The 13,250-nt window shown below is 46.4% G+C and carries 10 protein-coding genes and 1 tRNA gene; 10 read left to right on the top strand and 1 reads right to left on the bottom strand.

Annotated elements, in window-relative coordinates; genetic code table 11:
* The first annotated feature begins 269 nt into the window (after positions 1–269).
* The 5 genes from ACTHRH_RS17715 (at position 270) to ACTHRH_RS17695 (ending at position 5,998) form a co-directional block, all read left to right on the top strand.
* Positions 270–602: a hypothetical protein gene (locus ACTHRH_RS17715; RefSeq protein ID WP_144941971.1), complete on the top strand. Its 333-nt coding sequence runs from the start codon at positions 270–272 to the stop codon at positions 600–602.
* Between the two features lie 250 nt (positions 603–852).
* Positions 853–2,694, top strand: coding sequence for an asparagine synthase (glutamine-hydrolyzing) (gene asnB / locus ACTHRH_RS17710; protein ID WP_144941969.1), 1,842 nt, complete (start codon positions 853–855; stop codon positions 2,692–2,694).
* 724 nt (positions 2,695–3,418) lie between these two features.
* Positions 3,419–4,171 carry a DUF1266 domain-containing protein gene (locus ACTHRH_RS17705; RefSeq protein WP_144941967.1) on the top strand — a complete coding sequence of 251 codons (753 nt, stop codon included), beginning with the start codon at positions 3,419–3,421 and terminating at the stop codon, positions 4,169–4,171.
* A 614-nt stretch (positions 4,172–4,785) separates the two neighbouring features.
* A complete protein-coding gene (locus tag ACTHRH_RS17700) occupies positions 4,786–5,241 on the top strand; it encodes a TFIIB-type zinc ribbon-containing protein (protein WP_144941965.1) in 456 nt (151 codons plus the stop codon).
* Entirely contained in the window at positions 5,228–5,998 is a 771-nt protein-coding gene (locus ACTHRH_RS17695) for a hypothetical protein (RefSeq protein WP_144941962.1), read from the top strand. Before ACTHRH_RS17700 ends, ACTHRH_RS17695 begins: the two co-directional genes overlap by 14 nt.
* Positions 5,999–7,102: 1,104 nt before the next feature.
* Here ACTHRH_RS17695 and ACTHRH_RS17690 read toward each other — a convergent pair.
* Positions 7,103–7,179, bottom strand: a tRNA-Arg gene (locus ACTHRH_RS17690).
* A gap of 173 nt (positions 7,180–7,352) precedes the next feature.
* Between ACTHRH_RS17690 and ACTHRH_RS17685 the strand changes: the two genes are divergently transcribed.
* The 5 genes from ACTHRH_RS17685 to ispG all read left to right on the top strand — a co-directional run bounded on the left by ACTHRH_RS17685 (position 7,353) and on the right by ispG (position 12,991).
* Positions 7,353–8,258 (top strand): hypothetical protein, encoded by a 906-nt coding sequence (locus ACTHRH_RS17685; protein ID WP_144938857.1) that lies wholly within the window; start codon positions 7,353–7,355, stop codon positions 8,256–8,258.
* Between the two features lie 97 nt (positions 8,259–8,355).
* Positions 8,356–9,657, top strand: coding sequence for a trigger factor (gene tig / locus ACTHRH_RS17680; RefSeq protein WP_144938853.1), 1,302 nt, complete (start codon positions 8,356–8,358; stop codon positions 9,655–9,657).
* A 288-nt stretch (positions 9,658–9,945) separates the two neighbouring features.
* A complete protein-coding gene (clpP, locus tag ACTHRH_RS17675; protein WP_440416837.1) occupies positions 9,946–10,530 on the top strand; it encodes an ATP-dependent Clp endopeptidase proteolytic subunit ClpP in 585 nt (194 codons plus the stop codon).
* Between the two features lie 19 nt (positions 10,531–10,549).
* Positions 10,550–11,803: an ATP-dependent protease ATP-binding subunit ClpX gene (gene clpX, locus ACTHRH_RS17670; RefSeq protein WP_144938847.1), complete on the top strand. Its 1,254-nt coding sequence runs from the start codon at positions 10,550–10,552 to the stop codon at positions 11,801–11,803.
* Positions 11,804–11,893: 90 nt separating this feature from the next.
* Positions 11,894–12,991 (top strand): flavodoxin-dependent (E)-4-hydroxy-3-methylbut-2-enyl-diphosphate synthase, encoded by a 1,098-nt coding sequence (gene ispG / locus ACTHRH_RS17665; protein ID WP_379287776.1) that lies wholly within the window; start codon positions 11,894–11,896, stop codon positions 12,989–12,991.
* Positions 12,992–13,250 lie beyond the last annotated feature (259 nt).

The raw sequence follows: 13,250 nt of genomic DNA, 5'->3' as shown, positions 1-13,250 counted from the left end.
TTATGTTTGCCAAGAGGAGAGCGGAGCAAAGAGGTATGACCGGGACTAACGAAATCGCTCCTACTGCCTTCGACTATTATCCCCTTCGCTCAGTTTGGCGGGGCAGAACCGCTAGAGCTTTACGTTTGGGGAAGAGGGATGCCAACGGTTGGAAGTCCAGCCCGTTTTGTCTTAGACAAAGCGGGCTTTTTTGCCGTCTATTCCGAACGGATTCATGCTATAATTTTGATTATTTCCTGTTAATGGAATCAAAGGTCGGGGAGGGCTAAATGCACAGACCAATACTATGCTATTTATGGGTGCTTCTAATCTTAATCCTGCTTTATGCTCCCAGGGTTCATGCGTGTGTTGACGAGGAGGGGGCATATCCTCAGAGCTTAGCGGAACTGAAGGGATTGGGAATGTTTATCGGCTTGTCAGCGATCATTGTGTTCAGTCTGGTTTGGATCGCAGTTCAATGGCGGCGATCGTTAGGCTCCAAGCGGCTGCGTTACCGGTTATGGGCCGTTGAACTTCCCCTTCTCTTGGTTTGTGCGGGAATAGTGGTCATTGTGGTCACCGTCTATCTTCCGCTGCTTTTTTTCGATAATAAGTGCGTATGAGTCCAAGGTTGAATCTATGATTGTTTGTCTATCTACCATAGAAAAATATTAAACGGGGGGCGGGGACATACATCATCCTTCTCCTCTGTACATATACCTTTTTTACGATATAAGCATGATAAGCCTTAACGGCCTTCCTTCTTATATCTCATCGTAGCGCATTCACTCTGGAAGAATCGGTGAAATCGGGCGGTTTTTAACCAACGGATTGAAGACGATTCTATCTTCGCAACGAGAGGATGAACAAGGTATGTGTGGAATAGTCGGATGGATTGACTGGCAGAGGGACTTAGCCTCCGAGAGGCTGTATATGGAGGCGATGACCGCAACACTGGCTGCACGCGGGCCTGATGCCTCCGGGCTGTGGATTTCCGGGCATTGTGCGTTTGGACATCGCCGGTTAAGCGTCATAGACCCGGATAACGGCGCTCAGCCTATGCTCCGGCAGAGCGGCGATTATACCTATGTTATCGTTTATAACGGAGAATTGTATAACGCTCCCGAGTTAAGAAAGGAGTTGGAGCTGTTGGGGCATCGCTTCCGGACGCAATGCGACACGGAAGTGCTCTTGGCCGCTTACATGGAGTGGAAAGAGGAATGCGCCGCCAGGTTAAACGGAATTTTTGCCTTTGCCGTATGGGATGAGCAGAGGCGTCATGTTTTTCTGTGCAGGGACCGATTGGGGGTTAAGCCGCTTTTTTATATGCAAGTGAATGGGGCGCTCTTATTCGCATCCGAGCCGAAAGCGGTATTGGCACACCCGGCGGTTAAACCGCAGGTCGGCCTGGAAGGCTTGGCGGAAATCTTGGTGATGGGGCCGGCGAGAACCCCGGGATGCGGTATATATTCGAATCTATCGGAGCTCAAACCGGGACACAGCCTGCTGTTTAACCGCGATGGGGTTCGTCTCAGCTGTTATTGGCGCCTCGAAAGCAAACCGCATTCCGACGGCATCGGTACGACAGCGGAGAAGATCAGGGAACTTCTTCGCGATACTCTGGAGCGCCAATTGATTTCGGATGTGCCTGTATGCACCCTGCTTTCCGGAGGGCTGGATTCAAGCGCTTTAACGGCCTTGGCCGCAGATTATTATCGTCGTACCGGCCGGGGAGAGCTTCACACTTATTCGGTAGATTACACGGATAATGACAAGCATTTTACAGCCAGCCTTTTTCAACCGAACAACGATGCCCCCTGGATCCGCCGCATGAGCGAATATTTGGGAACCTGCCATCATCACGTCGAGTTTGATACGCCGGAGCTTGTCTCTGCTCTCAAGCAAGCGGTAATCGCGCGGGATTTGCCGGGAATGGCGGACGTTGACGCGTCTTTGTACCTGTTCTGCCGGGAAATTAAACGATCCGCCACCGTCGCTATTTCCGGAGAAGCCGCCGATGAAATATTTGGCGGTTATCCATGGTTTTATCGCGAGGAAGCTCTGAACGCCGGAACATTCCCGTGGGCTCTGGCAGCAGAGGAAAGGGCAGGCCTGCTTTCCGAGGATGTCCGTTCCTGGATGCACCCCGGTTCCTATATCAAGGAAAGCTACAATCTGGCCATTGCCGAGGTCCCCCGTCTACCCGGAGAGAACCCGCAGGAGGCGCGAATGAGAGAGATGTCATACCTGAACATAACCCGGTTCATGCCGACGCTGCTGGACCGGAAGGACCGGATGAGTATGGCCGCCGGGCTGGAGGTCCGCGTGCCGTTCTGTGATCATCGGCTGGTGGAGTATGTATGGAATATCCCTTGGGAAATGAAAACGGCCGGGGGACACGAAAAAGGAATACTGCGTCAAGCACTGGAAGATCTTCTCCCGCGAGATATTCTGACCCGCAAGAAGAGCCCCTACCCGAAAACACATAATCCGAACTATTTGGCCGCCGTGAAAAAATGGGTGCTGGACATACTTGACGATGCCTCTTCTCCGCTGCTACCCTTGATCAATGCGTCGAAAATCCGCCAAATGGCCGAGGGAACAGCCCCGTTTACTTCCCCCTGGTTTGGGCAACTAATGAACGGTCCGCAAATGTTTGCCTATTTGGCACAAGTCGACTTTTGGCTTCGCACTTACCGGGTATCCATTCGATAATGCGTTAATGTAAAGCCGGAACCATTTGTAGTGAGATATCCGGCATTTAATGGCAGGTCCGCTTTCGTGCAATTCGGAACACAGCAGGCAATGCTTGCGTTAGTTTAATTATGTGTTTTCTGTGTGTTTTAATCTAGTTAGCAGTTGAGTATAAAATTTATTGTGATAAAATAACCTAGGGAAGGCCGAGTGCTACCAGCACTCGGCCTTACAATTGGTTGGAAGGGGTACCCCGTCCTCCGATTGAAAATACATAAAAGGCACAGTTTAAATTTTATGCAGCTTAGAAGGGCATCTCATGGTTGTCTCGCATATACTGAAAGCCCATTACCAGCGACTTTTAGCAAATATTCCGTGCAGTAAGATACATATCTTCATTTAATGAAAAGTAGTAAGTGCTGATCTTTCGTTCGTCAAGGAAGAACATCATGCTAGTGGTTGCCGTACCGGAGACTGATCCTTAGCCAGAGCAAGCACATGAAGAATTTTGTATCGCCAAAGTAAAGGTTTCTGTACGGAAATGCCCGCTGGTTTGGCACATTTGCGAATGGAGAGTCCCTGCTTTAAAGCTGCCAAATTGTTTACCCATTTATCTGGATGATGGGTTCGATGGAAAGGGGGATTTGTTAAACATTAAAGTACGCTAACAAAAAACAAACATGTATTCATATTTAAACGTATATTTAAACTGCGCCGAATAAAACATGGAGAGGAACATGCTGGTTTGAAGACTTTTCTAATTGTTGTGGGAATTATTGTGGCCGTTGTGATTTTACTTATTGTGGGTTTGATTACCGCGAGCAAGCGAATTGAGAAAAAGAATAAGAAAATGCGACAAGAAATGGAGATGGCTAATTCTTTACCGAAGGAGAAACAGCATTTGCTTGCCTACGGTGCCAATCTCGCTCTTTACCGGTCTGAGTCGCCACGGATACTGCGGGTAAAGATAGATCATGAAATTTTGAAGGAAGGCCTTTCTTCAGCCTGGGACGTTAGTAATCGGGAAGAAGCTGTACAAACCCTGGAATGGCTGCTTACGGAAGGGCATCGTGCGAAATATGATGAGCTTCTTATGGCGTTGAAAGCTGGACAGTCTTTTACAGAGGAGGAAGTGGGCAAATCGCAGGAATGCTATGAATCCGCCCAAGAAGCGATGATGAAGAAGCTTTCCTTTACGCAATCCGATTTTGACCGGGTGAACACGATTGCTGCCTGGGATTTTGACCGGGCTGTAAACATTGCAAGATGGAGCTGCATACTGGGCTATATTACCGAAGAACAGGCATGGGGCTATATGAAGAGAGCTGCTGATTCCGCCAGTCATATCTTCCAATCCTGGAAGGATTATTTTATTTCATTTGCATTTGGCCGAGCCATTGCTTACGAAGGGGACATTTACGATATCCTTTGGAATGGAAAAGAATTGCTGGAGGAAAAGGACTCGATCTGGAATGAATTTGGCATTAAGCGATCCTGAACAGGAAGTAGCATTTGGAAAAGGTCTGAGAGAGTGTGTGCTTGATGCACATAGGAACCTTCAATTAATAGAATACGTTATGTTCAAATGGAGAACCCAGGGGATGCCGTCCCTGGGTTCTCAGTTTGTATGCAAATGTTGAGACGGCAACCTGACCTCTGACTAAGGCCTACTACTGATTATTAATTGGGAGATTATTGCAACATTATCAAATTTGAGAACATTAACTTTAGATAAGCAGCAGTCTCTAGAATCCTGTAAGATTAGTTTCAAACACAATGGTATCGTCAAGAAGTTTGTGTAAGCTGGTAGGGTTATCCATCGGGACGGTGACTTTAGCAATCCCGAGAATACCCTACTTTTTTGTCGCCTGTGAAGGCTCCAACTCTTGGTACATAGAAAATTTTACACTCCCCCCAATATACACACACCTTCTTATATAGGGACTGACGAATGCTGCCAGTCCCTTGCTGTATATGTAGAAAGTAGTGCTGATGATCTATACATAGTTGTATATTATTGGTATGATGGGAAATATGTACAATACGGTATTTTAGAGAATGAAATATATGCTTCTTCTTTTGTTTATTCAGCATGTAGAAAGGAGGAAACAGTTGAGCACAATATTAGGAGAAATCTCGATACCAGCAGATGATCAGGGATTTGTATTACTACAATGTCCACTGTGCGGAGAGTTTTTTAAGGTTCGCCCAAGTGATTATCACGCAGATGATGTAATAGAAATATGGTGTCCAAGCTGTGGGTTAAAAGCCGATAATTATTTCACCGACGATGTAATCGAATTAGCGTTTAAGAAAGCCAAAAATCATGCTTACGATTTAATCCATAATGAATTCAAAAGTCTGGAAACAAAATTCAAAGGTTCCTTTGTTTCTTTCAAAGCGGGTAAAAAACCAACTCACGAAGAAGAATATCCGATTAATTATGGTATAGAGGCCTTAGAAATTGTTAAATATCCATGCTGTAAGCGCGAAGCTAAGATTAAACCTATTTATAAACTATGTGGCAGCTATTGCCCATTTTGTGGAGTGAGATATGAAGAATATTGATAAAAAACAATTAAAAATTATTTCCATGGAATTTAGAACGATTGCTAATCGTTTGATTACCTGTAATCATCAAACGGGCATGGCTCTATTAAAGAAATTTTTAGCCTATATAGATGAAAATGAAATCATCTCAGATTATATAAAAGAGTATGTAAAACCAGAAGATTTTGAACCTGTTGAAAGAAGTACTGCTTTCTATTCTATGGGTAATACCAAACAGGAAGAAATCTCTTATACATACCAATACCTTAAATATGCTGCAGATAATTTTCATGATTTTTATTACGATATGACATTAAACTATGCAAGAGATACCAATGATTCAGTAAAAGAATTTTGCAATCGTATAATTCTGCCTTTTGTGAATTATATTGAAGGCTATCTTACAGAAATAGGCATTAAAATGGGTTATGACGAGGATGTGAAATATGTGATTAATGTTAGTGGTGGTGTTGCGCAAGTAAACGTAGCCAATGACAATGGTACCGTGAATGCAACCCAAAACAATGGTATTGATGCTACACAGTTAGAAAGTTTGATTTCAAAAGTGATGGAATCAGTTACAGACGATCTTTCTCCTGATGAAAAAGAACAACTAAATGATTACATTGAAGTAATCAAGCAGGAAATTAGAAATACCCCCCCAAGAAAAGGATTTATCAACACAGCGATAAGAGGGTTGCAGGCTCTTAACGGAACTGCCCAATTCAGTGCGGCAGTTGTTGAATTGACTGAATTTGTAAGCAAAGCTCTATAAAAAAGGTTGAACAACTTGAATGTCTGCAGTCCATGGTTGAGTAAACCACTTTTATTAAATCCAGTGTATATGGGTAAGCAGTGTATGCTCGTGGGTAAGTAGTGAGTAAAATGAGTAAAGAGAATAAGCCAGAGGTTGTACATGTGGAGAATGGTGTATACTCTCTGGAAACGTGGGGTCTACGAGGTTCATGTAGCCCCATTTTTAAATTTTATTCATTTAGTTCTTATTCAGTTCGGGTTGGTAAGGCTATACAAGGGGGAATGGGTGTGTTCCATGCTTATTCAGGCTTACTCACATATGCATGTATGGCTGGGATACATGCCCAAGCTCATGTATAGTGTATATCCAGATGGCTCTCTGGGATTTTGGAATCCCTGCGAATGCGGATTTCAACGATTACTCACTACCCCTGGAATATGCTCGGCATTTGAGAATTCCTGAAATTGGGCCATGTATGGTTGTAATCAAAATCTGCTGTACATGCGGTATACATTGCTGGGGATGCTGTATTTGAATGTGTACAATGTACATTAAATCTGTACCATACAGGGCATGTCCAGCCCATACACCGTGTATGCCAGATGACACCCTAAAATTTCAGAACCCAAGCACCTTGATTTTGAAATATGCTATGCCCAGAATCCGACATAGATCACCATTCTCTTTTCTACATGGGTGGGAAGCTCCTGAGAATTCATATCCAGAAAGCTGTATATACCTGTGTATCTGCAAATGGCCGGCATACTGGCAGTTTACATGGGTATACGTCATGCCGCCCATGCGATGTATGATGTACCTTTCAGAATGCCTTCCTGAATTCATAATCCCCCTGCAAGTAGCTATTTGGTCAACCCACAGGGCGATGTCCCATAAGATTCTAGATTCGGTCCAACTTGTGAATCCCTGCGAATACAGAATTATACAGTGTATGCATGCCGTGCAGCCAGCAAACCGTGCTAAGCATCTGCAAACATGATGTGTCCAGCGTTCTAGCAGAGAGTACACCATATATAGATCAAGTTGTAGGTTCACTGTTGTATGGCTGGAAAGTTGGAAACAGCAAAAAAGCCACCATAACATGGTGACTTTGATATCTAAGTATGGCGTCCCAGGAGGGATTCGAACCCCCGACACACGGCTTAGAAGGCCGTTGCTCTATCCAGCTGAGCTACTGGGACTTGATAAATAAACTGTTGCAAGGGCGGTTAATCATTTTTAGCGCGAAACATGATTAATATTAACACAGCACCAAAAGAAAATCAACAGGTATTTTTCGTATTTTTTTGGGCTCATTTTTTTGCATTTTTGTTCCGAAAACGATAGTATCTAGCTAAAGCTTTATTATGGAAAGATGGTGAAGGCAATAACCGATAAACCTAAGGATAACGTCGTTTTATTTCCGAAAACGATAGATTATTACCAAATGGAATTGACGCGGATGCTCGAGACCGAGCGATACCGCGAAGCGATAGAATTACTCCATTTTTTAGTACAGTGTGACAGCGGCGACCCAAGGACGAATGAGGAGTGGCAGGCGCTACTGGATTGGCTGCGTACGATGCAGCCAGAGCTATACGCGGAGGAAGAAGAGGACATCAGCGAAGAAGAATTAAGACGCCGGCAGTTGACGGGTAAAGAGAAGAACAACGCCAATTACGTTAACGAACTGCTGCAAATATTGCAGGACGGGACGAACTTGGCCAAGCAAGCTCTTGCATTGGAGCAATTAAGCTGCCTGGATCACCCTTCTATTAATGAAGCGCTCAAGAATTGGCTTGTTTCCCCGAGGCTTCCTCCGATTCTTCAGTTCAAGGTTCTGCAGGTACTGAAACGAAGGGGGGAAGGGGGGACGGTAACGCTGGAGAAGCTTGGCGAGAAGATCGTGCTGGATATCCAGGATACTCCACCCTCATTTCAAGAGTTTCCTCAGGAAGCCTATTCTATTGTAGAAAGATTTCTGTCGTTCAGCGAGTCCAAGCATCCGGTATTGGCGTATTTTGCCTCGGAAACCTGGCAGGAGTTTCTCGCTTATGCTTACGGAACTTCCATTTACCGTGAGCTTCTGTCCTTATCGGAGGAGCAGATGGACGCGTGGGCCTGCGCCTTTCATCTCGTGCTGGAGGAAACAATGGTTGGCACCCCCGATGAGGAGGACATACTGGAACTGTATGGGATGACGGATAGGCTCAAGTTCGCTCTGGCGCGGGCGACTACTATGTTTAAGAGCTTTGTCAGGGATGTTTTTCCGCGTTCATAGCTATTCTTGAAATGAAAAGGTTTTATGATATAATGAAATGGTTATGTAAGCTGAAACGTGAAAAAGTTAGGTACATTTTTGGAGGGGAAAGCATAAAATGAAAGCAAGCTGGGAAAAAATAGAGAAGAACCAAGGCGTTCTTACCGTCGAAGTCGAAGCGGAACAATTTGACGCCGCATTGGATAAAGCATTTAAGAAAGTAGTTGGAAAAGTTAACGTTCCGGGATTCCGCAAAGGAAAAGTTCCGCGCGCGATCTTCGAAAAACGGTTCGGGGCCGAAGCCCTGTATCAGGACGCATTAGATATTCTGCTTCCCGAAGCCTACATACAGGCCGTGAAGGAAACTGGAATCGAACCGATTGACCGTCCGGAAGTCGATATTGAAGAAATCGGCAAGGGACAGGCTCTGAAATTTAAAGCCAAAGTGGAAGTGAAGCCTGAAGTATCGCTTGGCGAATACAAGGGATTGGAAGTTACGGAACGCAGCTCCGAAGTTACGGAAGAAGAGATGGATGCCGAGCTGAAACGACTGCAGCAGCGTCATGCCGAGCTTATTGTTGTGGAAGAGGGCACGGCGGAAGACGGCGACATGGTCGTCATCGATTTTGAAGGTTTTGTCGACGGCGAAGCTTTCGAAGGCGGCAAGGCCGAGAAGTATTCCTTGGAGCTTGGCTCTAACAGCTTTATCCCGGGCTTCGAAGCTCAGATCGTGGGAATGGCTAAGGAAGAAGAGAAGGACATCGAGGTTACTTTCCCTGAGGAGTACCATGTAGAGGATCTGAAAGGAAAGCCGGCCCTGTTTAAGGTGAAGCTTCATGAGATCAAGCGCAAGAATCTGCCTGAGCTGGATGATGAGTTCGCTAAAGATGTGAGCGAGTTTGAGACGTTGGATGAGTTTAAAGAAGACCTGAGCCGCAAGCTTGCGGAAAGAAAAGAGCAAGCCAACAAAGCGCAAATTCAGGAAGAATTGGTGAACAAAGCTTCGGAGGCGGCAGAGGTGGACATTCCTTCTGTCATGATCGATAACGAAGTGGAAACCATGCTTAAAGATTTCGAAGATCGTTTGAGAATGCAGGGGATGAATCTGGAGCTGTACTTCCAATTCTCCGGTCAGAACGAAGAAGCGCTTCGGGAGCAAATGCGCGGAGATGCAGAGAAGCGGGTTCGCAACAATCTGGTGCTCGAGGCCATTGCCAAAGCCGAGAACATTGAAGCCAGTGAAGAGGAAATCAACGCAGAGCTCGAGAACATGGCCAAGACTTACCAGAGGACGACGGAAGAAATCCGGAGCATTCTGGAAGCGAACGGAACCTTGGAAAATATGGGCAAGGATATCAGCATCCGCAAAACAATTGATTTCCTAGTGGATAACAGCAAGTCGGTTCCTGCTGCAAGCTAAAACATAGTCTAGTCAGAGGCGCGTCTAGTTACGTGCCTTTGTTTTACCACATCGGAAAGTTTAAGTTCATTATGAAGAAGATGAACCGACTTTCCGATTGCTCTAGATGCCCCTGTTCAGGAATAAGTTAATGCATGCCAAGGCGTTTAACCGGAACGTTAATGAAGGGTTGCATAGGATAGTGTAAATATGACACAATACGTTAAACATGATAAAATGAAGGTGGACTGAAAGGCTGTTTCAGACCGGTTCATTTTGCTTTAATCAAGGAGTAGGAGGGATCCCCACATGGCCTTAATACCCATGGTCGTCGAACAGGAAAATCGCGGAGAACGTTCCTATGACATTTATTCGCGCCTGTTAAAGGACCGGATTGTTTTTATTGGTAGCGCCATAGATGATGATGTTGCCAATTTGGTTATAGCCCAGCTGCTGTTTCTGGCTGCTCAAGATTCCGAGAAAGACATTCACTTGTACATCAATTCTCCTGGCGGTTCGGTGACGGCCGGCATGGGGATCTATGATACGATGCAGCACATCAAGCCGGACGTGTCGACCATTTGTGTTGGAATGGCGGCAAGTATGGGCTCCCTTCTATTAACAGCCGGGGCTCCGGGCAAGCGGTTTGCCCTTCCGAACAGCGAAGTGATGATCCATCAACCTCTTGGCGGGGTCAGAGGGCAAGCTTCCGATATTAAGATTCATGCCGACTGGATTATTCGTACCCGGCAGCGGTTGAATCAGATTTATGTAGAACGCACGGGACAACCGATTGAAGTCATAGAGCGGGACACCGACCGGGATTTCTTCATGAGCGCCGAGGAAGCTAAGGAGTACGGGCTCATCGATCAAGTGATTACCGGAACGATCTGAAAGGAATAGGGGTGAAGCCATGTTTAAATTTAATGAAGAAAAAGGTCAACTGAAGTGTTCGTTCTGTGGTAAATCCCAAGACCAGGTTCGCAAGCTGGTGGCCGGTCCTGGCGTATATATTTGTGATGAGTGCATCGAGCTGTGCACGGAGATTGTGGAAGAGGAGCTAGGGCATGAGGAAGAGATCGATCTCAAGGACATTCCGAAGCCTAAGGACATCCGCAACATTCTCGATCAGTATGTCATAGGGCAGGATCAGGCCAAGAAATCTCTGTCTGTCGCAGTATATAATCATTACAAGCGCATCAACTCCCAGAGTAAGATTGAAGATGTGGAGCTGCAGAAGAGCAATATTTTACTGCTTGGCCCGACGGGAAGCGGGAAGACGCTTTTAGCACAGACATTGGCGAAGATATTGAACGTACCGTTTGCTATAGCCGACGCGACTTCTTTGACCGAGGCCGGTTATGTCGGCGAAGACGTTGAGAATATTCTGCTCAAGCTTATTCAGGCTGCGGATTACGACGTGGAGAAAGCCGAGCGAGGCATTATCTACATCGATGAAATCGATAAAGTCGCCCGTAAATCGGAGAATCCGTCCATTACCAGAGACGTTTCCGGTGAAGGGGTACAGCAGGCACTGCTGAAAATTTTGGAAGGTACGGTAGCTTCCGTTCCTCCGCAAGGCGGCCGAAAGCATCCGCATCAGGAGTTCATCCAAATCGATACGACGAACATCCTGTTTATTTGCGGCGGGGCCTTCGACGGTCTGGAATCGATCATCAAGCGCAGAATCGGCAAGAAGGTGATCGGATTCGGTACGGATGGCATCAAGGCAGATCTGAAGCCGGGAGAATATTTATCCATGGTTCTGCCTGAGGACCTGCTTAAATTCGGGCTTATCCCGGAATTTATCGGTCGTCTTCCGGTAATCTCCACGCTGGAGCCTCTGGATGAGAATGCGCTTGTCCGCATTCTGTCGGAGCCGAAGAACGCACTGGTTAAGCAGTACCAGAAGATGCTGGAGCTGGATAACGTAGCTCTGGAATTCGAAGCGGATGCACTAGAGGCCATCGCCAAAGAAGCGATCAAACGGAGCACAGGAGCCCGTGGTCTGCGTGCCATTCTGGAGCGGATTATGCTCGATGTTATGTATGACATCCCATCCAGGACGGATGTGCGCAATTGCACGGTGACCAAAGAAGTCGTGGAGGAGAAGATTGCTCCGATGCTCACGACCAAAGATGATAAGAAAAAGGAAGAAAGTGCATAACAAGCAACTATTTTCCGGCCGATCATCCTCTTAGGCAGTCCGATATCGGACTGCTCGGGAGGATATTTGCCGTCATGGGAGAGAAGAATTATGTACCATCGTACGGAGACCGTTCCCGTCCGGGTAGGGGATTTAACGATCGGCGGGAATAATGAGGTTATCATTCAGAGCATGTGCACGACCAAGACGGCCGACGTGAAGGCGACCGTTGCCGAAATTCATCGGCTGGAAGAGGCCGGATGCCAGTTAGTCCGGGTTACTGTGAATAACCAGGAAGCGGCAGATGCCATTAAGGAGATCAAGAAACAGATCAGCATCCCGCTTGTTGCAGATATTCATTTCGACTACCGGCTTGCCTTGAAGGCGATTGAGAACGGGATCGACAAGGTTAGAATCAATCCCGGCAATATCGGTAAGCGGGAGAGAGTTCAGGAAGTAGTGAAGGCGTGTCAGGCACGGGGAATCCCGATCCGTATCGGGGTGAATGCCGGTTCTCTGGAACGGCATCTGCTGGAGAAATACGGTTATCCTACAGCGGAGGCGATGGTTGAGAGCGCCCTTTTCCATATTGGAATTCTGGAAGAGCTGGATTTCCACGATATTATCGTCTCGCTTAAAGCCTCCGATGTTCCGATGGCGATTGAAGCTTATTCCAAAGCGGCCGAAGTGATCCGTTACCCGCTCCATTTAGGAATAACGGAATCAGGCACGCTTCATACAGGAACGATCAAAAGCTCGGCAGGGATTGGAGCTTTGCTGTCGATGGGAATCGGTTCTACCGTCCGCATTTCATTAAGCGCCGATCCGGTGGAGGAAGTGAAGGTTGCCAGAGAACTGCTGAAGACGTTCGGTCTGATTTCCAATGCAGCGACTCTTGTCTCCTGCCCGACCTGCGGGCGGATTGACATAGACCTTGTCTCCATCGCGAATGAAGTGGAAGAGTATATTTCCAAACTTAAGGTGCCGATTAAAGTATCGGTGCTGGGCTGTGCTGTGAATGGGCCAGGGGAGGCTCGTGAAGCGGATATCGGTATTGCCGGCGCCCGCGGGGAAGGCTTGCTATTCCGTTATGGGGAAGTCGTACGCAAGGTTCCTGAGGCGGAGCTCGTCAGCGAACTGAAGAAAGAAATTGATCATATCGTTGCCGTTTATGAGGAAACCGGGGTTATCCCCGGACGCAAGCATTAATTTTTATTACAATTGCTCGAACAAGGTAAGATAAGCCATCCGATAAAAATATATGCGTTAAAAGCATTTGTCCCGGTCCTGTATTATGTGGCCGGGATTTTTTAATATAGAGAAAATCGGTTTTAATTTTATTGGTGAAATTATATATAAATGGAAATTGAAAACTAAATGGATTTCATACCGTTAGATTTCTATATTCGGAAGAAATATGGAAACTAACTGGAAAACCTACAGTTAGTTTGCGCCAAAACAGCCGTTT

The sequence above is a fragment of the Paenibacillus sp. SAFN-117 genome (assembly GCF_051966115.1).
In the GTDB taxonomy this organism is placed as follows: Bacteria; Bacillota; Bacilli; order Paenibacillales; family NBRC-103111; genus Paenibacillus_L; species Paenibacillus_L residui.
The sequence above is the reverse complement of the archived record's forward strand: the minus strand, read 5'-3'. Positions and strand labels throughout refer to the sequence as shown.

What these genes read in the sequence shown, in the direction of transcription:
- ACTHRH_RS17695 (WP_144941962.1), top strand. Translation starts at nt 5,228, where the DNA reads ATGAAGAATATTGATAAAAAACAATTAAAAATTATTTCCATGGAATTT.
- tig (WP_144938853.1), top strand. Translation starts at nt 8,356, where the DNA reads ATGAAAGCAAGCTGGGAAAAAATAGAGAAGAACCAAGGCGTTCTTACC.
- ispG (WP_379287776.1), top strand. Translation starts at nt 11,894, where the DNA reads ATGTACCATCGTACGGAGACCGTTCCCGTCCGGGTAGGGGATTTAACG.
- clpX (WP_144938847.1), top strand. Translation starts at nt 10,550, where the DNA reads ATGTTTAAATTTAATGAAGAAAAAGGTCAACTGAAGTGTTCGTTCTGT.
- ACTHRH_RS17715 (WP_144941971.1), top strand. Translation starts at nt 270, where the DNA reads ATGCACAGACCAATACTATGCTATTTATGGGTGCTTCTAATCTTAATC.
- asnB (WP_144941969.1), top strand. Translation starts at nt 853, where the DNA reads ATGTGTGGAATAGTCGGATGGATTGACTGGCAGAGGGACTTAGCCTCC.
- ACTHRH_RS17685 (WP_144938857.1), top strand. Translation starts at nt 7,353, where the DNA reads ATGGTGAAGGCAATAACCGATAAACCTAAGGATAACGTCGTTTTATTT.
- clpP (WP_440416837.1), top strand. Translation starts at nt 9,946, where the DNA reads ATGGCCTTAATACCCATGGTCGTCGAACAGGAAAATCGCGGAGAACGT.